At 64.4% G+C, this 21,611-nt stretch carries 19 protein-coding genes and 5 tRNA genes; 1 reads left to right on the top strand and 23 read right to left on the bottom strand.

What is annotated here, in order from left to right; all coding sequences use genetic code 11:
- Window positions 1–2: 2 nt before the first annotated feature.
- The 6 genes from ABFA30_RS09975 to ABFA30_RS09950 form a co-directional block, all read right to left on the bottom strand.
- Window positions 3–956: a sugar kinase gene (locus tag ABFA30_RS09975; RefSeq protein ID WP_225789344.1), complete on the bottom strand. Its 954-nt coding sequence runs from the start codon at window positions 954–956 to the stop codon at window positions 3–5.
- Window positions 949–1,719 carry a sugar phosphate isomerase/epimerase family protein gene (locus ABFA30_RS09970; protein ID WP_225789345.1) on the bottom strand — a complete coding sequence of 257 codons (771 nt, stop codon included), beginning with the start codon at window positions 1,717–1,719 and terminating at the stop codon, window positions 949–951. Before ABFA30_RS09970 ends, ABFA30_RS09975 begins: the two co-directional genes overlap by 8 nt.
- An 83-nt stretch (window positions 1,720–1,802) precedes the next feature.
- Entirely contained in the window at window positions 1,803–2,825 is a 1,023-nt protein-coding gene (locus ABFA30_RS09965) for a LacI family DNA-binding transcriptional regulator (RefSeq protein ID WP_225789346.1), read from the bottom strand.
- Window positions 2,826–2,972: 147 nt separating this feature from the next.
- Window positions 2,973–3,047, bottom strand: a tRNA-Arg gene (locus ABFA30_RS09960).
- A 161-nt stretch (window positions 3,048–3,208) separates the two neighbouring features.
- The gene (phnN, locus tag ABFA30_RS09955) at window positions 3,209–3,820 is read right to left on the bottom strand and encodes a phosphonate metabolism protein/1,5-bisphosphokinase (PRPP-forming) PhnN (protein ID WP_410046038.1); all 612 of its coding nucleotides are present in this window, start codon (window positions 3,818–3,820) and stop codon (window positions 3,209–3,211) included.
- Window positions 3,821–3,831: 11 nt separating this feature from the next.
- Entirely contained in the window at window positions 3,832–4,077 is a 246-nt protein-coding gene (locus ABFA30_RS09950) for a hypothetical protein (protein ID WP_225789376.1), read from the bottom strand.
- Between the two features lie 86 nt (window positions 4,078–4,163).
- Here ABFA30_RS09950 and ABFA30_RS09945 point away from each other — a divergent pair, with 86 nt between their 5' ends.
- The gene (locus ABFA30_RS09945) at window positions 4,164–4,490 is read left to right on the top strand and encodes an Arc family DNA-binding protein (protein WP_225789347.1); all 327 of its coding nucleotides are present in this window, start codon (window positions 4,164–4,166) and stop codon (window positions 4,488–4,490) included.
- Between the two features lie 131 nt (window positions 4,491–4,621).
- Here the strand turns inward: ABFA30_RS09945 and mgtE are convergent, their stop codons facing one another.
- The 17 genes from mgtE to ABFA30_RS09860 all read right to left on the bottom strand — a co-directional run bounded on the left by mgtE (window position 4,622) and on the right by ABFA30_RS09860 (window position 21,609).
- A complete protein-coding gene (gene mgtE, locus ABFA30_RS09940) occupies window positions 4,622–6,064 on the bottom strand; it encodes a magnesium transporter (RefSeq protein ID WP_225789348.1) in 1,443 nt (480 codons plus the stop codon).
- Window positions 6,065–6,497: 433 nt separating this feature from the next.
- Window positions 6,498–6,574, bottom strand: a tRNA-Arg gene (locus tag ABFA30_RS09935).
- Window positions 6,575–6,648: 74 nt separating this feature from the next.
- Window positions 6,649–6,725 (bottom strand) — tRNA-Arg (locus ABFA30_RS09930).
- 74 nt (window positions 6,726–6,799) lie between these two features.
- Window positions 6,800–6,876: transfer RNA gene (locus ABFA30_RS09925), tRNA-Arg, on the bottom strand.
- A gap of 107 nt (window positions 6,877–6,983) precedes the next feature.
- Window positions 6,984–7,074, bottom strand: a tRNA-Ser gene (locus ABFA30_RS09920).
- A gap of 72 nt (window positions 7,075–7,146) precedes the next feature.
- Window positions 7,147–7,335 carry a carbon storage regulator CsrA gene (csrA, locus tag ABFA30_RS09915; protein ID WP_043209419.1) on the bottom strand — a complete coding sequence of 63 codons (189 nt, stop codon included), beginning with the start codon at window positions 7,333–7,335 and terminating at the stop codon, window positions 7,147–7,149.
- Between the two features lie 171 nt (window positions 7,336–7,506).
- Window positions 7,507–8,742 (bottom strand): aspartate kinase, encoded by a 1,236-nt coding sequence (locus ABFA30_RS09910; RefSeq protein WP_225789349.1) that lies wholly within the window; start codon window positions 8,740–8,742, stop codon window positions 7,507–7,509.
- A gap of 85 nt (window positions 8,743–8,827) precedes the next feature.
- Entirely contained in the window at window positions 8,828–11,452 is a 2,625-nt protein-coding gene (gene alaS, locus ABFA30_RS09905; RefSeq protein ID WP_225789350.1) for an alanine--tRNA ligase, read from the bottom strand.
- Window positions 11,453–11,793: 341 nt separating this feature from the next.
- Complete coding sequence (gene astE, locus ABFA30_RS09900; protein WP_225789351.1) at window positions 11,794–12,801, bottom strand: succinylglutamate desuccinylase; 1,008 nt, start codon at window positions 12,799–12,801, stop codon at window positions 11,794–11,796.
- A gap of 11 nt (window positions 12,802–12,812) precedes the next feature.
- Window positions 12,813–13,100 (bottom strand): topoisomerase II, encoded by a 288-nt coding sequence (locus ABFA30_RS09895; RefSeq protein ID WP_225789352.1) that lies wholly within the window; start codon window positions 13,098–13,100, stop codon window positions 12,813–12,815.
- 14 nt (window positions 13,101–13,114) lie between these two features.
- Window positions 13,115–14,464 carry an N-succinylarginine dihydrolase gene (gene astB / locus ABFA30_RS09890; RefSeq protein ID WP_410045380.1) on the bottom strand — a complete coding sequence of 450 codons (1,350 nt, stop codon included), beginning with the start codon at window positions 14,462–14,464 and terminating at the stop codon, window positions 13,115–13,117.
- A gap of 23 nt (window positions 14,465–14,487) precedes the next feature.
- Window positions 14,488–15,951: a succinylglutamate-semialdehyde dehydrogenase gene (gene astD / locus ABFA30_RS09885; RefSeq protein ID WP_253091264.1), complete on the bottom strand. Its 1,464-nt coding sequence runs from the start codon at window positions 15,949–15,951 to the stop codon at window positions 14,488–14,490.
- Window positions 15,948–16,979, bottom strand: coding sequence for an arginine N-succinyltransferase (astA, locus tag ABFA30_RS09880; protein ID WP_225789355.1), 1,032 nt, complete (start codon window positions 16,977–16,979; stop codon window positions 15,948–15,950). Before astA ends, astD begins: the two co-directional genes overlap by 4 nt.
- Window positions 16,980–17,060: 81 nt before the next feature.
- The gene (aruF, locus tag ABFA30_RS09875; protein WP_410045379.1) at window positions 17,061–18,080 is read right to left on the bottom strand and encodes an arginine/ornithine succinyltransferase subunit alpha; all 1,020 of its coding nucleotides are present in this window, start codon (window positions 18,078–18,080) and stop codon (window positions 17,061–17,063) included.
- A gap of 140 nt (window positions 18,081–18,220) precedes the next feature.
- Window positions 18,221–19,441, bottom strand: a complete 1,221-nt coding sequence (locus ABFA30_RS09870; protein WP_225789357.1) for an aspartate aminotransferase family protein — start codon at window positions 19,439–19,441, stop codon at window positions 18,221–18,223.
- A 323-nt stretch (window positions 19,442–19,764) separates the two neighbouring features.
- Window positions 19,765–20,745: a transcriptional regulator ArgR gene (gene argR / locus ABFA30_RS09865; RefSeq protein WP_225789358.1), complete on the bottom strand. Its 981-nt coding sequence runs from the start codon at window positions 20,743–20,745 to the stop codon at window positions 19,765–19,767.
- A gap of 99 nt (window positions 20,746–20,844) precedes the next feature.
- Entirely contained in the window at window positions 20,845–21,609 is a 765-nt protein-coding gene (locus ABFA30_RS09860) for an ABC transporter ATP-binding protein (RefSeq protein ID WP_253081410.1), read from the bottom strand.
- Window positions 21,610–21,611 lie beyond the last annotated feature (2 nt).

Genomic DNA, 21,611 nt, shown 5'->3' with positions numbered 1-21,611 from the left:
GTTCAGCCGCCACAGCGGCCTTCGTAATCGTCCAGTTCATGGCGCTGCGGCAGGCCTTCCATGTCGCCGCGCGACTGCACCGCGCGGCTGCCGCACCAGTTGCCTCGCGTCACGGCGCGGCGCAGGTCGTGGCCCTCGAGCAAGGCGCTGATCACGCCGACGGCGAAGGCATCGCCCGCCCCGACCGTGTCCACCACCTGGGCCACCGGTCGAGGGGCGACCACACCTTCGCCACCGCGGGCATCGCGAAAATACGCGCCCTCGGCACCCAGCTTGATGGCCACGCATTGCACGCCGTGCTCCAGGTAGAAGCCGGCGATGGCCTCCGGGGTCTGCCGGCCGGTGAGCAGGCGGCCCTCCTCCAGCCCCGGCAGTACCCAGTGGGCCTTGACCGCCAGGGCATTGATCTCGCGCACCATGGTCTGGCGGTCCGGCCATAGCGAGGGCCGCAGGTTGGGGTCGAAGGAAATACTGCGGCCGTTGGCGCGCATGGTATCCAGCAGCCGGTGGGACAGCTCGCGGCAGGTCGCCGACAAGGCCGGCGGGATGCCCGTGGCGTGCAGGTGGCGCGCCTGCAACAGTTCAGGACGCAGCGCTGCCGGCGACAGGCGACTGGCCGCCGAGCCACGGCGGAAATACTCCACCTGCGGGTCGCTGCCATCGTCGCAGCGCGCCTTGAGCTGAAAGCCAGTGGGATGCTCGGGGTCGACCTCGACAGCGTCGCAGCCCAGGCCTTCGCGGCGCAGGCTGGCCAGCACGAACGCCCCCAGGGAGTCGTCGCCGACACGGCTCAGCCAGTTCACCCGCAGGCCCAGACGTGCCAAGCCGATGGCCACGTTGCTGTCGGCACCGGCGATGCGCTTGCCGAAGCCTTGCACCTGGGCCAGGTCACCGCAGTGTTCGGCGACGAACATGGCCATGGTCTCGCCGAAGCACAACACATCATGTTCAGCCATGGCGCACCTGCGAACCCAACTGGGCCAGGTGCGCGACCTGCCGCCGGGTCAAGGCTGGCAGGTCGTCGCCAGCCAGGGGGTATTCGATGGCGCGCGGCACGCCGGGCGCGAAATGGCTCATCAGCTCGCACCACTGCGCAAGGTCGTCAGGTTGCGGCGCCACCGCCACCAGGCGCCCGTCGTCACGACGCACCACGGCCTTGCAATGTACGTAGCGCACCCAGCGCCCCAACAGTTGCGCCGCCTGCAAGGGCGATTCGTCCTGCCAGTGCCAGTTGCCGATGTCGAAGGTCATCCCGGGTGCCAGGCCTTGTTCTTCTGCGCGCTGGAAGAAGCGCAACAGGGGCTCGAGGCGACCACCCTGGACGGTCTGGTCGTTCTCCACGAACAGGGCCGCGCTGTGCCCCAGTAGGGGGCGCAAGGCCTCGAGGTCGCAATCGTCGCGGTAGTGGCCCAACGAGACTTTCAACGCCACGGCCCCGATCGCGCAGGCCAGGCGCAACCGCCCGGCCACCTCCGGCTCCAGGCTGCCGTCCTCGCGCCAGAGCTCCAGCGGCGTCGAATAGAGGCTTTCCAGGCCCTGCTCGGCACTGGCCGTGGCCAGCATGACGGCATCCGGCCACGCCTCGAACAGTTCTTCGCGCCACTCGACACGGCTGGCGCCGGACGCAGCCAAGAGCGGCAGGTAGGCGAGCTGGCCCTGGCGCTTCACGGCATCGGCACCGAAGCTCGACAGGCTGATGGAAACGGGGTGCGTGTGCATGGTCGTTTGTCCTTGTTTTTGTTGATATGAAACCGGTTTCATTTTCAGGCGAAGAGACGGCGCGGCAGCGGGCCGCGCCGGCTTCAGTCGCGTATCGGGGTGGAGTTTCGCACGATGAGTTCGGCCCGCAGGTCCATGCGCCGCGCGGGCAAGCGGCTGCCCTGCAGACGCTCCAACAGGCATTGGAAGGCTGCGGCGCCGATGCGTTCGGTGGGTTGCGCCAAGGCGGTGATGCCCCCCCCGACCAAGGGGTACCAGTCCAGTTCGTCGAGCGCTACCAGGCCCAGGTCACGGAACAGGTGCTCCCCCCGTTCGCGCAGGTTGCGCATGACTTCGAGCGTGGCCACGCCGTTGCAGGTGAACAGGGCCTGCGGGCCGTGGCCGGCGCTGGCGAGAAAGCCCGCCAGTCGCTCGTGCAGGTTGCCACCCACTTCTATCACCTGACCTCGTAGCCCACGCCGCCGGGCGATGGAAGCCTGGAAAGCCGACACCCGCTCTTGCCGTGAACTGGTACCGTCGAGGGGCTCGCTGATGGCCAGGATGTCGCGGTAACCACGCTGCTGCAGGTGATCGAGGGCTTGCTCGACCGCATCGGCGTTGTCCAGGCCCACCAGGTCGGCCTGCAACTCCGCCAGTTGGCGATCCACCAGCACCATGGGCAGTTCACGGGCAAGGCTGGACAACTCGCCGGCATGATGGCCGAGGGTATTCACGATCAGGCCATCGACGTTGTACGACTGCAGGGCCTGCAGGTGCAGGCGCTCCTGCTCGTCGTCGCAATCGGTGTTGCACACCACCAGGCTATAGCCATGCTGGCGGCAGGCAGTCTCGACGCCGTGCATCACCGCGACGGAATAAGGATTGCGGATATCCGCCAGGAGCATGCCGACCAGCCGCGTGTGGCCACGCTTGAGGGCGCTGGCCATGCGGCTGGGGCGGTAGTCGAGCTGCTCGATCACCGCCTCGATGCGCTGCGCGGTGGCGTCGGCGAGCAGTTGCCGATCACCGCCGATATAACGCGACACCGTGGCCTTGGAAACACCGGCGGCCTTGGCTACGTCACTGATGGTGGCCCGCCCGCGAGCTGGCGAAAGTATCTTGTCCACCCTGTCACCTTTTTGTTTGCACTTGTGCTGGTAGGGTTGATGAAACCGGTTTCAATAAATCAGGGATGGCCGGCTTCGTCAAGCGCACAAGGCGTTCAGGGTTGTCGGGGTTTGAGTGGAAAGCGTAACGGCATCGCTACTGGAAGATGGCGTCCCCGGCAGGAATCGAACCTGCATCAAGGCCTTAGGAGGGCCCCGTTCTATCCATTAAACTACGAGGACGGATAGCTCGGCCCCCTTGGCCATACGGCATGCAGAAGGGAGCGACGGTCGTGCGGCCTTGCACGGGCCAGCCTGGCGCGCAAGAACGGCGAGCATGTTAACCAGCGATCCGCCGTTTGTCATGTCTCAATCGGGCTTTTTGCACGTAATCCTTTTCTGCCCTAGCTCGCCGGGGCATGCACCACCCTGTCGATCACGCCTTCCCGGGCCAGCAGGTCGAGCAAGACAGTGACCGTCGTGTCCAACGAAGCGGAATTGTCCAAAACATGCGTCGCAGGATCGTCATCGGCCTGCAGGCGAGCGCTGCGCGCCAAGCGTCGTTCGATCTCCAGGGCGCTCTCCCGCCCCCTGGCGAGCAAGCGCTGGCGCAGGACCTGCGGCGCCACTTCAAGGCGGATCGTCAACAGCCCGGGATAGCGTCGGCGCGCCTCGGCCAGGTAACCGCGCGAGCCATTGACCAGCACAGGGTAGCCCGCTGCCAGCCAGTCATCGATCTGCGCGGGAATGCCGTAGGCCAGGCCATTGGCCTGCCAATGCATCGCAAAAGCCCCCGCCGCCCGCATTTCTTCGAAGCGTTCGGGGCTGACCCCATGGGCATCCTCGCCCCTGGCTTCTGCCGAGCGAGTGATGACCCGCTTGGCGATCCGCACCCCATTGGCCATCAATTGCCCGCGAGCCGCCTCGATCAGGGAATCTTTTCCCGATCCGGAAGGTCCAAGCAAAAATACCAGGCGACCTGCTGGGGTGGTCGTGCCGCTTGCGTCATGCTGCATTGCCACTATGCTCAATTGAAAACCTGCACGTTTTTGATTTTTACCGGGCCTTTGCTGATTTTTACCAGATTTTGACGACAAAGGCCTGACGAGGCGACAAACCGGGAAAAGCAAAACTTTTCAAACCAGTACTCATTTCTGATAATTGGTACTGGCAAAAAGCCTTTATCCGGATCACTATTTGTCACAGAATTGACGCCAAGGAAACGGCGACCATAAGGCAAGATGAGCACCCGAATTGCATCACGGTTGAACATTTTGCCGTCGCCACGGTCGTACTTCCATCGTGCGGCCAATTTGAGAACCGCTTCCCCTTGAAACCTGAAAAACCGGTCAATTTAATATGCGCCCAATGAAACAGGCTATCTATTCGAGCCGCACCGCTGACAAGTTCGTCGTCCGCCTGCCAGACGGAATGCGTGAGCGCATTGCCGAGGTAGCGCGCAACCATCACCGCAGCATGAACTCCGAAATCATCGCGCGCCTGGAGCAGAGCCTCATCCAGGAAGGCGCGCTGGGCGACGAGCTGAGCATGCGCCTGGACAGCCCCGAGCTGACCCTGCACGAACGTGAGCTGCTGCAACGCTTCCGTCAACTTACCCACCGCCAGCAGAACGCCCTGGTCGCCCTGATCGCCCATGACGTGGAAATGGCTGCAGACGCTTCCTGACCGACGCCAACCCCAGCAAAAAAGCCAGCGTAAGCTGGCTTTTTTCGTTGTGGCTCAGTGATCGCCCTTCAGGGCCGCTTGCCCGCGATGGGCTGCACTGCAGCCCCAGGATGACAGCCCCTACGGCATGCTCAAAGCAGAAACAGCGTCGCCAACCCCAGGAAGATGAAGAAGCCGCCGCTATCGGTGACCGCGGTGATCATAACGCTCGAACCCATCGCCGGGTCGCGTCCCAGGCGTGTCAGGGTCATGGGAATCAGCACACCCATGAGCGCCGCCAGCAACAGGTTCAAGGTCATTGCCGCGGTCATCACCAGCCCCAGCGACCAACTGCCGTAGAGCCAGAACGCCACCGCACCGATCACCCCACCCCAGATCAGGCCGTTGAGCAGCGAAACCGCCAGCTCCTTGCGCATCAGGCGGCTGGTGTTGCCTGGCGAGACCTGGTCCAACGCCATTGCGCGAACGATCATGGTGATGGTCTGGTTGCCTGAGTTGCCACCGATACCCGCCACGATCGGCATCAGGGCGGCCAACGCGACCAGCTTCTCGATCGAGCCCTCGAACAGGCCGATCACCCGCGAGGCCAGGAAGGCCGTGATCAGGTTGATGGCCAACCAGGCCCAGCGGTTGCGCAGCGAGCGCCAGACCGAGGCGAAGATATCTTCCTCTTCGCGCAGACCGGCCATGTTCAACACTTCGCTCTCGCTTTCCTCACGGATCAGGTCAACCATCTCGTCGATGGTCAGGCGGCCGATAAGGCGATCGCCCTTGTCCACCACCGGAGCGGAAATCAAGTCATAGCGCTCGAAGGCCTGGGCTGCGTCGTAGGCATCTTCCTCGGGGTGGAAGGTCACCGGGTCGGTGGCCATGACCTCCGCGACCTTTTTCTCCGGATCGTTGACCAGCAGACGCTTGATCGGCAGCACGCCCTTGAGCAGGCCGTCGTAGTCGACCACGAACACTTTGTCGGTATGACTGGGCAGCTCCTTGAGCCGGCGCAGGTAGCGCAGCACCACTTCCAGGCTGACATCCTCACGGATGGTTACCATCTCGAAGTCCATCAGCGCACCGACTTGCTCCTCGTCGTAGCTCAGGGCCGAGCGCACACGCTCGCGCTGCTGGGCATCGAGGCTTTCCATCAGCTCATGGACAACGTCGCGCGGCAACTCCGGCGCCAGGTCGGCCAGTTCGTCGGCATCCATTTCCTTGGCAGCGGCGAGCAGCTCGTGATCGTCCATGTCGGCGATCAGGGTCTGGCGCACGGCGTCGGAGACTTCGAGCAGGATGTCGCCGTCGCGCTCGGAGCGGACCAGCTGCCAGACCGTCAGGCGGTCGTCGAGCGGCAGGGCCTCGAGGATGTAGGCGATATCGGCGGGGTGCAGATCGTCGAGCTTGCGCTGCAGCTCGACCAGGTTCTGGCGGTGGACGAGATTTTCCACCAGGTCGTGATGGTGACCTTCCTGACGGTGCGTCAGGTCCTCGACCACCCGTTGGCGCTGCAGCAGCTCGATCACCTGGGCAAGGCGATCCTGCAGGCTCTCTTGGGCTTTCTTTACTTCGACTTCGGTCATAGGCGAACTCCACTCCCAGCAGCGGAGCACGCCGGGAGAATCAATCGGTCGGATCTAGCTTGGTAAATCGTGTTATCGAGTAACTACTGGGTAAGTCCATGGTGGTATTCCACAAGCCCCGGCGGGGCTGACGGGCGCAATCATACACTGCATCAGCTGTCGGATCGCTTAAATTTTTGGCCAGAACAATCGTTTGCGCGATAAAGCTGTGACAACGCTGGAAGCCAACAGTGCGACGGCCGATCCAGACTAAAAAGCACATTCGAGTTCGAGCCCATGGAAGATCGCGCAGCTCGGCAGGCTGCACGGTCGTGCAAGGCACGGGCGACATGCAGGCCGCCCACCCCTATTCAGGAGTCTAGCCGGGCATCACTGACAAAACAGTGAAACAGAGAAAAACAAAAAGCCCGCTATAAGCGGGCTTCTTGATGTATGGCGGACTCAGGAGGATTCGAACCTCCGACCGCTCGGTTCGTAGCCGAGTACTCTATCCAGCTGAGCTATGAGTCCGTAGGTGGTATTTTTTAGACCAGATTACCACTGGTGGATGAAGCCGCCTTGATGACCAAAACCGCCTCATTGTGTGGCGGACTCAGGAGGATTCGAACCTCCGACCGCTCGGTTCGTAGCCGAGTACTCTATCCAGCTGAGCTATGAGTCCGTAGGTGGTATTTTTTAGACCAGGTTACCACTGGTGGATGAAGCTGCCTTGATGATCAAAACCGCTTCATTGTATGGCGGACTCAGGAGGATTCGAACCTCCGACCGCTCGGTTCGTAGCCGAGTACTCTATCCAGCTGAGCTATGAGTCCGTGTCTTGCCGCGCATTATAGTTCGCCAAACTGATTTGCCAAGCACTTTTTCGTTTATTTTCAACTACTTAAGTGATTCGGCCAGTTACGGCGCCCTACACGAAAAATGGCGGTGAAGGGGGGATTCGAACCCCCGATACCCTTTTGAGGTATACTCCCTTAGCAGGGGAGCGCCTTCGGCCACTCGGCCACCTCACCGCAACACGGGGCGTATAATAACCAGACCTTTCCCCGTTTGCAAACCCTTTTTTGAAAAAAAACCGAGAAAAATTAAAGGGTTGGTTCTTCGTCCTTCTCTTTCTTGATCCGCAGGTAGATTTCCTCGCGGTGCACGGCCACTTCCTTAGGGGCACTCACGCCGATACGCACCTGGTTGCCTTTGACACCCAGGACCGTAACGGTGATTTCACCGTCACCAATGATCAGGCTCTCGGCGCACCGACGAGTCAGAATCAACATAGCTTTCTCCTCAAGCAATTCATTCAGGGACAACAGTCTGTGGTAAGCAAGGGCCAGGGCCGGGGACGACGGCTCAAGCCCGGAAGGTCGCTGCGCAAGGCTGGACAGGCGCCTGCGCTGCGGCCAGAAACGCGAAAGGGCGCGGCAAGCCGCGCCCCTCCAGGCAGCGCCTTACTCGCCCTGTCGGGCGGGAGCGTCGAGTTCGAACGCAGTGTGCAACGCGCGTACGGCCAGCTCCAGGTACTTCTCCTCGATGACCACCGACACCTTGATCTCCGAGGTGGAGATCATCTGGATGTTGATGCTCTCCTTGGCCAGGGCCTCGAACATGCGGCTGGCGACACCCGCGTGGGAGCGCATGCCGACGCCGACGATGGACACCTTGGCGATGTTGGTATCGCCGATCACTTCACGCGCACCGATTTCACGGGCAGTGTTCTCGAGCACGCTGTGGGCCTTCTCGTACTCGTTGCGGTGCACGGTGAAGGTGAAGTCGGTGGTGTTATCGTGCGAGACGTTCTGCACGATCATGTCGACTTCGATGTTCGCGGCGCTGATCGGGCCGAGGATCTTGAAGGCAACGCCCGGGGTATCCGGCACGCCGCGAATGGTCAGCTTGGCTTCATCACGGTTGAAGGCGATACCGGAAATGATCGGCTGTTCCATGGATTCCTCTTCATCAATGGTAATGAGGGTACCCGGACCCTCCTTGAAGCTGTGCAGCACGCGCAGCGGAACGTTGTACTTGCCGGCGAACTCGACCGAACGGATCTGCAGCACCTTGGAGCCGAGGCTGGCCATCTCCAGCATCTCCTCGAAGGTGATCTTCTCCAGGCGCTGGGCCTGGGGCACCACGCGCGGATCGGTGGTGTAGACGCCATCGACATCGGTGTAGATCTGGCACTCGTCGGCCTTGAGCGCCGCCGCCAGGGCAACGCCGGTGGTGTCGGAGCCGCCACGACCGAGGGTGGTGATGTTGCCGTGCTCGTCGACACCCTGGAAACCTGCCACCACGACCACGCGGCCGGCCTTGAGGTCGGCGCGGATCTTCTGGTCGTCGATCTGCAGGATGCGCGCCTTGTTGTGCGCGCTGTCGGTGAGGATTCGCACCTGGTTGCCGGTGTAGGACACCGCCGGCACGCCGCGCTTGATCAAGGCCATGGTCAGCAAGGCGATAGTCACTTGCTCGCCGGTCGAGACGATCACGTCCAGTTCGCGGGGAACCGGGTGGTCGCTGATCTGCTTGGCCAGCTCGATCAGGCGATTGGTTTCTCCGCTCATGGCCGACAGCACAACCACCAGGTCAGTGCCTTGCTCGCGGAATTTCTTGACCTTGTCGGCAACCTGCTCGATCCGCTCGATGGAACCGACAGAGGTGCCGCCAAATTTCTGTACGATCAACGCCATTTCAAAGCTGCCTCAGCCCACGATGGGCACCCAATAACAATCCATCACGCCGGGGGCCACTACTAGACAGTGGCCCCCGGTCATCTCAAAGCCCCTGCTCGGCGAACGGCACGGCCAGGGCCAGGGCATCGTCCAGCGCGGCGACGTCGACGCCACCACCCTGGGCCATGTCCGGACGGCCACCGCCCTTGCCACCCACCTTCGCTGCGGCCTGCTTCATCAGGTCGCCGGCCTTGAGTTGGCCGGAGAGGTCCTTGGTCACGCCGGCCACCAGCACGACCTTGCCCTCGTACTCGCTGCCCAGCAGGATCACTGCGTGGCCGAGCTTGTTCTTCAGCTGATCGACCAGGGCCAGCAGGGCCTTGCCGTCCTGCCCATCCAGGCGTGCGGCAAGAACCTTGGCGCCCTTGACCTCAACGGCCGCGTTGGAGAGATCGTCCCCGGCGGCGCTGGCGGCCTTGGCCTGCAGCTGCTCGAGCTGCTTTTCCAGCTGACGGTTGCGCTCGAGCACAGCCGACAGCTTGTCGATCAGGTTGTCACGATTGCCCTTGACCAGCTGCGCAGCTTCCTTGACCTGCTCTTCGGCAGTGTTCAGGTAGGCCAGCGCGGCGGCGCCGGTGATCGCTTCGATACGGCGCACACCCGAGGCCACGCCACCTTCGCTGATGATCTTGAACAGGCTGATATCGCCGGTGCGCTTGGCGTGGATGCCACCGCACAGCTCCACCGAGAAGTCGCCGCCCATGCTCAGCACGCGCACGGTATCGCCGTACTTCTCGCCGAACAGGGCCATGGCGCCCTTGCGCTTGGCGGTTTCGATATCGGTCAGTTCGGTCTGCACCTCGGTGTTCCTGCGCACTTCGCGGTTGACGATCTCTTCCAGCGCCTTGATCTGCTCTGGCTTGACCGCCTCGAAGTGGCTGAAGTCGAAACGCAGGCGCTGGCTGTCGACCAGCGAGCCTTTCTGCTGCACATGCTCGCCCAGCACCTGGCGCAGCGCTTCGTGCAGCAGGTGGGTGGCGGAGTGGTTCAGCGAGGTGGCGTGCTGCACTTCGGCATCGACGCGCGCCTCGACCTGGGCGCCGACACGCAGTTCGCCACTGGCGACCACGCCGTGGTGCAGGAAGGCGCCACCGGTCTTGGTGGTGTCGCGCACGTCGAAGCGCACGCCGCCGGCCTGCAGGTAGCCGGTGTCACCGACCTGGCCGCCGGACTCGGCGTAGAACGGGGTACGGTCCAGGACCACGACGCCCTGCTCGCCTTCACCCAGTCGCTCGACGGCCTGGCCGTCCTTGTACAGGGCAACCACCTTGCCCTGGCCTTCGGTGGTCTCGTAGCCGAGGAAGTCGGTGGCCACGTCGACCTTGACCAGGCTGTTGTAGTCCATGCCGAAGGCGCTGGCGGAACGGGCACGCTCGCGCTGGGCCTCCATTTCGCGCTCGAAACCGGCTTCGTCGATGGTCAGCTCGCGCTCGCGGGCGATGTCGGCGGTCAGGTCCATGGGGAAACCGTAGGTGTCGTACAGCTTGAACACCACGTCGCCCGGGACCACGTCGCCCTGGAGCTGGGCCAGGTCCTGCTCGAGGATGCGCAGGCCCTGCTCGAGGGTCTTGGCGAACTGTTCTTCCTCGGTCTTGAGCACGCGCTCGATGTGCGCCTGCTGGGCCTTGAGCTCGGGGAAGGCATCGCCCATCTCGGCCACCAGGGCCGCGACGATCTGGTAGAAGAAGCTGCCCTTGGCCCCGAGCTTGTTGCCGTGACGGCAGGCGCGGCGGATGATCCGGCGCAGCACGTAGCCACGGCCCTCGTTGGACGGCAGCACGCCGTCGGCGATCAGGAAGCCGCAGGAGCGGATGTGGTCGGCGACCACTTTCAGCGACGGCTGGCCGTCGTTGCTGCAGCCGATGGCCTTGGCCGCGGCCGCCAGCAGGTTGCGGAACAGGTCGATCTCGTAGTTCGAGTGCACGTGCTGCATGACCGCACTGATGCGCTCCAGGCCCATGCCGGTATCCACCGACGGTGCCGGCAGCGGATGCAGCACGCCGTCGGCGGTGCGGTTGAACTGCATGAAGACGTTGTTCCAGATCTCGATGTAGCGGTCACCGTCTTCTTCCGGCGAGCCGGGTGGGCCGCCCCAGATTTCCGGGCCGTGGTCGTAGAAGATCTCGGTGCACGGGCCACAAGGGCCGGTGTCGCCCATGGTCCAGAAGTTGTCGGAGGCGTAGGGCGCGCCCTTGTTGTCGCCGATGCGCACCATGCGCTCGGCCGGGACGCCGATTTCCTTGGTCCAGATGTCGTAGGCTTCGTCGTCGCTCTCGTAGACGGTGACCCACAGCTTGTCCTTGGGCAGGTTCAGCCACTTGTCCGAGGTCAGGAAGGTCCAGGCGAAGGTGATCGCGTCGCGCTTGAAGTAATCGCCGAAGCTGAAGTTACCCAGCATCTCGAAGAACGTGTGGTGACGCGCCGTGTAGCCGACGTTTTCCAGGTCGTTGTGCTTGCCGCCGGCGCGCACGCACTTCTGGCTGCTGACCGCACGGGTGTAGGCGCGCTTTTCCTGCCCGAGGAAGCAGTCCTTGAACTGGTTCATGCCGGCGTTGGTAAACAGCAAGGTCGGGTCATTGCCCGGGATCAGGGAGCTGGAGGCGACTCGAGTATGCCCCTGCTCCTCGAAGAAGCGAAGGAAGGCTTCACGGATTTCTGCGCTTTTCATAGGTTCTTCCACGGAAACGGCGGCCCTTTAAGGCAAACACGTCGAATCGACGAAACGACGGCAAAGGGCCGCATTATATCGGTCCTGCAGTCTCGGTGCAGTGTGTTTATGCGATGGAAACCGCCGTTTGGACGGATTTTCAGGTCGGCACGAACAAAATCATGAGTGGGATGCTATAGCCTGCCTTTCGCCACTGGCAAGCCAATTACGACCCAGGTAGGCGGAAAATGGAACAGCTGGTGAAACAAGGGACTTTCATCAGCGAAGGGATCCAAAAACAGCGGCGCCTGTGCTGCCATTTGGGGCCGCTTCGCGCCCCAGCTTGACGCGCCGCCTACCGATCAGCCCAGCCGCTGTCCAGAATCCGGCACGATCAGGATCCCGGCCCGCAGCCCATTGCGGACCCTGGGGTTGGGGAAGATGATCCGCGCCCCCTCCTCCTCGACGATCCAGCGGGTCTCGGCCAGGTCCTCGGCCAGCAGGTAACCCTTGCTGAGCTCGGAGAAGTTCTCGATGTCCGCCGGCAGGTGCAGGTGGAAGCTGTCGCTGTGCTTGATGATCTCGCGGGCGACGCTAAACAGTTGCAGGCCATCGAGACTCTCGTCGGTCTCCGGCTCGTTGCCCTCGATGATCTGTACCAGGCGGGTTTCCAGGCGGTCGAGGTTGACCTGCTGGTTGTGGCCGAACGGCCGTGCCTTGCCCAGTTCCAGGGTGAAGGCCTCGGCCTCCAGTTGTTCGTAGGTGAAGGCACTGAAGGTGATCGATGCCTTGTTCTGCAACAGCACCGCCTCCATGCCGGCCGCGTGCAGGCGCGCCAGCTCACGACGGGAGTGCTGGCGGCCTTCCTTGTACGGGTAGAGCGCGAACTGCTCGATCTTCGAACCACGGATCGCCGTGTGCAGGTCGTAGTGCAGGCGCGTGCGCTCCGGCTGGCTGAAGAACACCCGGGCGAACTGCTCCAGCTCCGCCGCGCGCAGGGCCTCGGCGCCACTGGACAACTCGTGGCGGCCATTGAACAGGCGGTTGATGTCTTGCTCGACGTAGCGCTCGCCCTTGCGAATCGCCTCAGGGTTGCCGAACAGGAACAACACCCGCGCCCGCGGCTTGATGTCGCCTCGGGCCACGCCATGCAGCAGCGCGTCGAGCAACTCGATGGGCGCGGTCTCGTTGCCATGGATACCCGCCGACAGCAGCAGGTCCAGGCCATTGTCCTTGCCCTGCGGCGGACGCACCTCGAGGGCGCCCTCCCCCAGCCAGCGCAAGCGCACACCCTCGACCGTCACTTGCGTCTTCTCGGCCGGTTCATGATCGGCCAGGGTCAGGTCAAGCAATTTGCCGAGGGCGAGCATAGGGCGTTTCCTTAGTGGTTATGACCGCAGTCCGGGCCGTGCACGTGGTCGTCGTCGCCAACCTCGGCCGGTTCCATCTCCAGTTGCAGGCTGACCAGGTTGGTGGCCATGGGGCGCAGCAACAGGTTGGCGTACTCGGTGTCGTCTTCCTCGACGTCGACGCCGATCAGCAGTTGGCCACGGCCGTCCTGCTGGATCCACACCTCCTTGCCTTGCCAGACCACGGCAAAGCGGGTGCAGGAGGTTTCCAGCTGGGTACCGTCGTCGTCTTCGAGGATCAGGCGCAGGGCGTCGGACATTGCAAATTCTCTCTTCAAGGTTGGCGTTGGAATGGATAGACCGAGCCCAGCTTGAGTATCTGGGTCAGCTCATCCAGGGCTGTACGGCACTCGTCCAGCAGTTGCGGGTCGGCCAGGTCCGCTTCGCCCAGGCGATCGCGGTAGTGCTTGTCGACCCACTGCACCAGGGTGTCGTACAGCGGCGCGGTCATGATAACGCCTGGATTGACCGCCGCCAGTTCGGTTTCCTTCAGGGCCACGCGCAAACGCAGGCAAGCCGGGCCACCGCCGTTCTGCATGCTCTGCTTGAGGTCGAACACCTTGACCTCCTTCACCGCGCCGCCCTGGCGGGTCAGCTGTCCCAGGTAGGCCCAGACCCGTTCGTTGTTGCGGCACTCCTCCGGCACCACCAGCAGCATGGAGCCGTCGTCGCGAGACAGCAGCTGGCTGTTGAACAGGTAGGAACGCACCGCGTCCTCCACCGTCACCGCCGAGCGCGGCACGCGAATCGCCTGGAACCGGCCGCCCTTGCTGGCCAGTTTAGCTTGCAGCTGGCCAAGCACCGTATCGGTCTCGAGGAAGGCATCCTCGTGGTAGAACAGCACCTCGCCGTTGCCCACCGAGATCACGTCGTTGTGGAACACGCCCTGGTCGATCAACGCCGGGTTCTGTTGAGCGTAGACCACACCGTCCTCGGCCAGCCCATGCAGCCTGGCCACGGCCTGGGAGGCTTCCAGGGTCTGGCGCGCCGGATACTTCTGCGGCGCGGGATAGCGGCTGTCGAAGGCGCTGCGGCCATAGACGAAGAACTCCACGCCCGGCTCGCCATAGGCCCGGCAGAAACGGGTATGGTTGGCTGCCCCCTCGTCGCCGAACTGGGCCACCGCCGGCAGCGCCGGATGGTGGGCGAAATGCTTGTCGTCGGCGAACATGGCCGCCAGCACGCGGCTGGTGGTGGGGTGCTCGATGCTGCGGTGGTACTTGCAGTTGAGGTTGGCGGCGGTGAAATGCACGCGGCCATCGGCAGTGTCGGCACTGGGGCTGACCGTGGCGGCGTTGGCCACCCACATGCTCGACGCCGAGCAACTGGCCACCAGCAGGGGCATGGCCTCCTGGGCGGCGCAACGGATCACCTCGGCATCGCTGCCCGAAAAGCCCAGGCGGCGCAGCGCGGCCACGTCCGGTCGCTCCTGCGGGGCGAGCACGCCCTGCTTGAAGCCCATGTCAGCCAGCGCCTTCATCTTCGCCAGGCCCTGGCGCGCCGCCTCACGCGGGTTGGAAACCTGCTGGCTGTTGCTCTGCGAAGCCACGTTGCCGTAGGACAGGCCGCCGTAGTTGTGGGTCGGCCCCACCAGGCCATCAAAATTCACTTCATAGGATTTCATCGGCTAGGCTCCGAGACCGGTTGTTATAGGGTGACGCCCGGCGTCAGGGTCGCCGGCAAGGCCAGGCTGGCGGTCTCCAGCGAAGCCACAGGGTAGGCACAGTAGTCAGCCGCGTAGTAGGCACTGGCGCGGTGGTTGCCGCTGGCGCCGACGCCACCGAACGGCGCGCTGCTGGCGGCGCCGGTCAACTGCTTGTTCCAGTTGACGATACCGGCGCGGCTGCGCAGCCAGAAATGCTGGTAGCGCGCCCGGGAGTCGGACAGCAGGCCGGCGGCCAGGCCGTACTGGGTGTTGTTGGCCTCGTCGATCGCGGCCTCGAAATCGGCGTAGCGGATCACCTGCAGCAGCGGGCCGAAGAACTCTTCGTCCGGGCGCTCGGCCACGCCGGTCACATCGAGGATGCCAGGGGTCAGCAGGGCGGCCTCGGCCTGTGGCTGGGTCATTTCCAGCAGCGCCACGGCCCCTTTGCCCAGCAGTTCGGCCTGGGCCGCGAGCAAGGCGCGCGCCGCCTGCAACGAGATCACCGAGCCCATGAACGGCGCCGGTTGCTGGTCGAAGGCACCGACGCTGATGCCACGGCTCACCTCGACCAGGCGCTCGACCAGCGAATCGCCCCAGGCGCCCTGCGGCACCAGCAGGCGCCGGGCACAGGTGCAGCGCTGGCCCGCCGAGATGAAGGCCGACTGGATGATGGTGTAGACCGCCGCATCCAGGTCCTTGACCTCGTCCACCAGCAGCGGGTTGTTGCCGCCCATCTCCAGGGCCAGGATCTTGTCCGGTCGCCCGGCGAACTGCTGGTGCAGCAGGTTGCCGGTGCGGCTGGAGCCGGTGAAGAACAGCCCGTCGATGCCCGGGTTCGCCGCCAGGGCCATGCCAGTCTCGCGCGCGCCCTGGACCAGGTTGAGCACGCCTGCCGGCAGGCCGGCGTCGATCCAGCAGCGGACAGTCAGCTCGGCGACCTTGGGGGTCAGCTCGCTGGGCTTGAACACCACGCAGTTGCCCGCCAGCAGGGCCGGAACGATATGGCCATTGGGCAGGTGGCCGGGGAAGTTGTACGGGCCGAACACAGCCACCACGCCATGGGGCTTGTGCCGCAGCACGGCGCTGGCGTCGCCCAGTGGGCCGCTCTTCTCGCCGGTGCGTTCGCGGTAGCTCTGCACCGAGATGGCCACCTTGTTGACCATGCTGGTGACTTCGGTGGCCGACTCCCACAGCGGCTTGCCGGTTTCCTCGCCGATGCAGCGGGCGAGCTCGTCGGCATGGGCCTTGAGCTGGTCGGCGAACGCCTCGAGCACGCCGATGCGCGCATCCAGGCTCAACTGCGCCCAACCAGGGAAGGCCTGGCGGGCCGCTTGCACGGCAGCCTCGACCTGGGCTGGGTCGGCACCCTGCCCTTCCCAGACCACCGCCTGGGTAACGGGGTTGAGCGATTGCAGGGCATCGCCCTGCCCGGCCTGCCAATGGCCGGCGATGTAATGCGTGGTCATGGGTTGGCCTCCCGGCTGGCGGACAGCGGCACGGCGCGCACATGGTCACCGGCGCCCAGGCGCAGGCGCTTGGCGGTCAACGGATCGACCACCAGGGTGCCGGCCGCCAGGCGCGCGGGCGCGGCGGTGATGCGGCAGTCCTCGCGCTTGCGGTTGTGGATCAGGTAAGGGGTGGCATCGTCGCCCGGCGTGCCCACGGCCAGCACCAGGGTCTGGCTGTCGCGCACGGCACGGATCTTCGAGGTCTCGCACTCGATGGCGGGGCCGGCGTCGAAGATGTCGACGTAGCCCTGGTAGCTGAAGCCTTCGCGCTTGAGCATGGCCAGGGCCGGCTCGGTGTCGCTGTGCACCCGGCCGATGACGTTGCGCGCGGCCTCCGACAGGAAGCAGGTGTACAGCGGGAACTTGGGCATCAGCTCGGCGATGAACGACTTGTTACCCACCCCGGTGAGGTAGTCGGCCTGGCTGAACTCCATCTTGAAGAAGTGCCGGCCCAGGCTTTCCCAGAACGGCGAGCGACCGCTTTCGTCGGACATGCCGCGCATCTCGGCGATGATCTTGTTGCCGAACAGCTCGGGGAACTCGGCGATGAACGACAGGCGCGCCTTGGACAGCAGACGGCCGTTGAGGCCGGTGCGATAGTCGCTGCGCAGGAACAACGAGCACAGCTCGGAGTTGCCGGTCAGGTCGTTGGCCAGGAACAGGGTGGGGATCTCGCGGTAGATCTTCAGCTCCTGGGAGGCGCTGACGGTCAGGCCGACCCGGTAGTTGTACCAGGGCTCGCGCAGGCCGACCGCCCCGGCGATGGCGCAGATGCCGACCACCAGGCCTTCGTCGTTCTCCAGCACGAACAGGTAGTCGGTATCGCCGCGCTCGGCTTCGCCGCGAAAGCTCTTCTCGGCCCAGCCGACACGCTGTTCGAGGCGCTCCTCGTTGGCCGGCAAGGTGGTCAGCCCGGTCGTGCCGGTGCTGCGTGCCAATTCGATCAGCGCGGGTAAATCGCTGCTGCGTACGGGACGAACGATCATGCTATCTCCTTGTGCGGTGGCCTGTGCCTGCCGCGAATCTCTCTGTTGCGGGTCCTGGCCTGGGCTATCCGTGCCCGGGCCTCAGACGGCCACCAGGCGAACGCTGCCGCCATCGCCGACGCCCAGCGCCTCGGCGGCCTCCAGGCTCAGGCTGAGCGGCTTGCCCGGCACCCAGTCCAGTTCCAGCAGCACGGCCCGGTAGTCCTGCAGTTGGCCGTTGCACACCAGGTACGGACGGCCGCCCTTGACCTGGCTGTCGTCGAGCCTGACCGGCACCACCCGGCTCTGGGCGATCGAGCGGATGCCCGAGACCCGGGCATGCAGGGTCGGGCCGCCGTCAAAGATGTCGATGTAGTGCTCGGTCTCGAAGCCTTCGCGCATGAGGATGTCGAAGGTGATCTGCGCCCGCGGGTGAACCTGGCCCATGGCTTCCTGGGCCGCGTCCGGCAGCAGCGGCACGTAGATCGGGTAATGAGGCATCAGTTCGGCGAGGAAGGTACGGCTCTTGAGCCCGCACAGCCGCTCGGCCTCGGCGTAGTTCAAGTCGAAGAAGTTGCGACCGATGGCATCCCAGAACGGCGACTCGCCTTGCTCGTCACTGTAGCCGACGATCTCGGTGACCACCGAATCGGCGAAGCGCTCGGGATGCGAGGCCATGAACAGCAGGCGGCCACGGGAGTTGAGCTCGGCCCAGGCACTGTTCACCAGTTCCGGCAGCACGTAGAAGCTGGTCAGCAGGCTGTTGCCGGTCAGGTCGTGGCACAGCGACAGGACATGGATCTTGTTGTGGATCTTCAGCTCCCGCGAGGCATGCACGAAGGTCTCGTTGCGGAAGCTGTAGAACGGCTCGGAATAACCGGCCGAGGCGACGATGGCCGAGCAGCCGGCGAGCTTGCCGGTCTCGCTGTCTTCGAGCACGAAGAAGTAGCTCTCCTCGCCATTGAAGCTGACCTCGGCGGCGAAGGACGTCTCCGAGGCGGCGATCTTGTCACCCAGGCGACTGGCGTCGTCCGGCAGCGAGGTGACACCAATGGGGCTGTCTGCAGCCATGCGCTGCACTTCGTTCAGATCAGCCATTTGCGCGGGGCGCATCACCAGCATGGTGTCACTCCTTTCGGGAAAACGGGCCAACAGCGTCGGCACGGAAAAACGGCGTGCGCCTGCGGGCGCACGCACTGGAATTCAGGTATCGCCGGCCCGTGCCCGATGGCACAGGCCGGCGAAAGGACCGCAGGCCGGTATCAGCCCTGGGTCAGCGTGGCTACGGCGCGCTCGAAGCGCTCCAGGCCTTCGTCGATATCGGCGTCCTCGACCACCAGGCTCGGCGCGAAACGCACCACGTCCGGGCCGGCCTGCAGGACCATCACGCCTTGCTTCTCGGCGGCATTGAGCACGTCCTTGGCCTTGCCCTTCCAGGCGTCGCTGAGCACGCAGCCGATCAGCAGACCCACACCACGCACCTGGGTGAACAGGCCGAACTGCTGGCCGATCTTCTCCAGGCGGGCCTTGAAGCGCTCATGCTTGGCCTTGATACCGGCGAGCGTCTCGGGGGTATTGACCACGTCCAGCACGGCGCAGGCCACGGCACAGGCCAGCGGGTTGCCGCCATAGGTGGTGCCGTGGGTGCCGACGGCCAGGTGCTTGGCCAGGTCGGTAGTGGTCAGCATGGCCCCGATCGGGAAGCCGCCGCCCAGGCTCTTGGCGCTGGTCAGGATATCCGGGGTCACGCCGTAGTGCTGGTAGGCGTACAGCGAACCGGTGCGGCCGACGCCCGTCTGCACCTCGTCGAAGATCAGCAGGGCGTTGTGCTCGTCACACAGCTTGCGCGCGCCTTCCAGGTAGGCCTTGTCGGCCGGGACCACGCCGCTCTCGCCCTGGATCGGCTCGATCACCACGGCGCAGGTCTTGTCGGAGATCTGCGCCTTGAGCGCTTCCAGGTCGTTGTACGGGACATGGCTGATGCCGGTGATCTTCGGGCCGAAGCCGTCGGAATACTTGGGCTGGCCACCGACGCTGACGGTGAACAGGGTGCGACCGTGGAAACTGTTCACGGTGGCGATGATCTCGTGTTTCTCCGGGCCGAAGCGGTCGTGGGCGACGCGACGGGCCAGCTTGAACGCGGCCTCGTTGGCCTCGGCGCCGGAGTTGCAGAAGAAGGCGCGCTCGGCGAAGGTCGCGTCCACCAGCTTGTGGGCCAGGCGCAGGGCCGGCTCGTTGGTGAAGACGTTGGATACGTGCCAGAGCGTGTTGGCCTGCTCGGTCAGGGCCTTGACCAGTGCCGGGTGGCAGTGCCCCAGGGCGTTGACCGCGATGCCGCCGGCGAAGTCGATCAGCTCGCGACCCGACTGGTCCCATACTCGGGAGCCTGCGCCGCGCACAGGGATGAAGGCCGCCGGGGAATAGTTGGGGACCATGACCTGGTCGAAATCGGCACGTTGCACCGGGGCTTGCTCAACGGACATCTGAGTCTCCTGAAGAGGAACGCTGGCCTGGAAGTGGCGAGCGATGGGGGGATTGTAAGGACTGATCGGCGCCTGTCCTTGCTGCCAGGCGACAACTTGTTACAGCGCCAAACCCTGTTTTACCGAGGCTTTCGGCAATGCGACAAACATTGTCGCAATCGCGCAGTGTAGCGGGAGGCGGGGGTGACGGGGAGATGGGAAGGTAAATTGGGAGAACGGATGTTCACTGCGGCATCGGTGTTGTCGGCTTGCCTCGATGCCGGTCAGTTACAAACGGGGATTTGTAATCCTGGGGCCGCTTCGCCCCCCCGTGCAAAGGACTATCAGCTGCGCTCGGCCGGCGCCGAACTCAACTCGAACGGGCTGCTGCTACGCCGCTGGTTGCGGTCTTCCCGCGGCGTGGCGCCGAAGAAGTTGCGGTAGGCACTGGAGAAATGCGGCCCGGACGAAAAACCGCAGGACAGCCCGATCTGGATGATCGACTTGCTGGTCTGCATCAGCATCTGCCGCGCCTTGTTCAGGCGCAGCTCCAGGTAGTACTGGCTGGGCACGCGATTGAGGTACTGCTTGAAGATCCGCTCCAGTTGTCGCCGAGAGACGCACACATGTTGGGCGATCTCGTCGGTGGTCAACGGCTCCTCGATGTTGGCCTCCATCAGCAGCACGGCCTGGGTCAGCTTGGGATGGCTGGAGCCAAGGCGGTTCTGCAGCGGAATACGCTGGCGCTCGCCGCCCTCGCGGATGCGCTCGACCACCAGCTCCTCCGACACCGCCCCCGCCAGCTCCGCACCGTGGTCGCGGGCCAGCACCGCCAGCAACAGGTCGGTCACGGCCATGCCGCCGCAGGCGGTCAGGCGGTCGCGGTCCCAGTCGAACAGATGGCTGGTGGCGATGACCTTGGGGAAGCGCTCGGCGAAATCATCCTGCCAGCGCCAGTGCACCGCCGCCCGGTAGCCATCGAGCAAACCCAGGGCCGCCAACGGATAGACCCCGGCGGACAGCCCGCCGATCATGCAACCACTGCGCGCCACTTGCTTGAGCGCGGCCGACAAGGCCGCTCCCACGGCCAGCGGCGGCTCGTCCGCCAGCAAGAACAGCTTCTGGCAACCCTCCAAGCGGCCATTCCAGGGCTCGCCCGGCAGGCGCCAGGCGCCCTCCTCGGCCGCCTCGGCTTGGAGGAAGGCCAACTCGTAGACCACATCCGGGTGCACGTGCTGGGCAACCCGCAACACTTCCTCGGCCAGCGCCAGGGTCAGCGGCCTGGTGCCGGGCCAGATGAGAAATCCGATTCGCTGGGTGGTCATGGGTCGTGGTCCGAAACCTGGGTCGTTCGTGTCTGTGGCGCCGGGTCAGGCTGCGCTCGCTGCGCAGCATGCCCTATCCTGGTGCAAAGGTGCAGCTTTTTACTTCAGGCTGCCGGAGAGGAACTGCTTGAGACGCTCCGATTGCGGGTTGACCAGCACCTCGCGCGGGTTGCCGCTCTCCTCCACCAGGCCTTTGTGCAGGAACACCAACTGGTTGGAGACCTCGCGGGCGAAGCCCATCTCATGGGTCACCACCACCATGGTGCGGCCTTCCTGGGCCAGGGCCTGCATGACCTTGAGCACATCGCCCACCAGTTCGGGGTCGAGCGCCGAGGTCGGCTCGTCGAACAGCATCACCTCCGGTTCCATGGCCAGGGCCCGGGCGATCGCCACCCGCTGCTGCTCACCCCCGGACATATGCCCCGGGAAGGCGTCCTTGCGATGGGCCACGCCGACCTTGGCCAGGTAGTGTTCGGCCTTCTCCAGCGCCTCCTTCTTGTTCACCCCCAGCACATGCACCGGCGCCTCGATGACGTTCTCCAGGGCGGTCATGTGCGACCACAGGTTGAAGTGCTGGAACACCATCGACAGGCGCGAACGCATGCGCTGCAACTGCTTCGGGTCGGCGGCCTTGAGCGCGCCATCCTTGCCGGCGACCATCTTCAGCTCTTCGTTGTTGAGCAGGATCCTGCCGGCATGGGGCTGCTCGAGCAGGTTGATGCAGCGCAGGAAGGTCGATTTGCCCGAGCCGCTGGAGCCGATGATGCTGATCACATCGCCTGCCTTGGCCGCGAGCGACACGCCCTTGAGCACTTCGTGGCTGCCATAGCGCTTGTGCAGGTCTTGGACTTGGAGTTTGTACATGC

The organism is Pseudomonas sp. HLMP, assembly GCF_046365545.1.
Lineage (GTDB): Bacteria > Pseudomonadota > Gammaproteobacteria > Pseudomonadales > Pseudomonadaceae > Aquipseudomonas > Aquipseudomonas guariconensis_B.
Note: the sequence above shows the minus strand (reverse complement) of the source record. Positions and strands in the feature narration are given on the sequence as shown.

Bases quoted from the DNA above. Each gene is read 5' to 3' on its own strand.
- ABFA30_RS09970 (WP_225789345.1), bottom strand. From the start codon at position 1,719: ATGCACACGCACCCCGTTTCCATCAGCCTGTCGAGCTTCGGTGCCGAT.
- alaS (WP_225789350.1), bottom strand. From the start codon at position 11,452: ATGAAAAGCGCAGAAATCCGTGAAGCCTTCCTTCGCTTCTTCGAGGAG.
- argR (WP_225789358.1), bottom strand. From the start codon at position 20,745: ATGACCACCCAGCGAATCGGATTTCTCATCTGGCCCGGCACCAGGCCG.
- ABFA30_RS09860 (WP_253081410.1), bottom strand. From the start codon at position 21,609: ATGTACAAACTCCAAGTCCAAGACCTGCACAAGCGCTATGGCAGCCAC.
- astD (WP_253091264.1), bottom strand. From the start codon at position 15,951: ATGACCACGCATTACATCGCCGGCCATTGGCAGGCCGGGCAGGGCGAT.
- ABFA30_RS09945 (WP_225789347.1), top strand. From the start codon at position 4,164: ATGCGCCCAATGAAACAGGCTATCTATTCGAGCCGCACCGCTGACAAG.
- mgtE (WP_225789348.1), bottom strand. From the start codon at position 6,064: ATGACCGAAGTCGAAGTAAAGAAAGCCCAAGAGAGCCTGCAGGATCGC.
- astA (WP_225789355.1), bottom strand. From the start codon at position 16,979: ATGATCGTTCGTCCCGTACGCAGCAGCGATTTACCCGCGCTGATCGAA.
- astB (WP_410045380.1), bottom strand. From the start codon at position 14,464: ATGAAATCCTATGAAGTGAATTTTGATGGCCTGGTGGGGCCGACCCAC.
- csrA (WP_043209419.1), bottom strand. From the start codon at position 7,335: ATGTTGATTCTGACTCGTCGGTGCGCCGAGAGCCTGATCATTGGTGAC.
- astE (WP_225789351.1), bottom strand. From the start codon at position 12,801: ATGCTCGCCCTCGGCAAATTGCTTGACCTGACCCTGGCCGATCATGAA.
- ABFA30_RS09910 (WP_225789349.1), bottom strand. From the start codon at position 8,742: ATGGCGTTGATCGTACAGAAATTTGGCGGCACCTCTGTCGGTTCCATC.
- ABFA30_RS09975 (WP_225789344.1), bottom strand. From the start codon at position 956: ATGGCTGAACATGATGTGTTGTGCTTCGGCGAGACCATGGCCATGTTC.
- ABFA30_RS09950 (WP_225789376.1), bottom strand. From the start codon at position 4,077: ATGTTCAACCGTGATGCAATTCGGGTGCTCATCTTGCCTTATGGTCGC.
- aruF (WP_410045379.1), bottom strand. From the start codon at position 18,080: ATGCTGGTGATGCGCCCCGCGCAAATGGCTGATCTGAACGAAGTGCAG.
- ABFA30_RS09895 (WP_225789352.1), bottom strand. From the start codon at position 13,100: ATGTCCGACGCCCTGCGCCTGATCCTCGAAGACGACGACGGTACCCAG.
- phnN (WP_410046038.1), bottom strand. From the start codon at position 3,820: ATGCAGCATGACGCAAGCGGCACGACCACCCCAGCAGGTCGCCTGGTA.
- ABFA30_RS09870 (WP_225789357.1), bottom strand. From the start codon at position 19,441: ATGTCCGTTGAGCAAGCCCCGGTGCAACGTGCCGATTTCGACCAGGTC.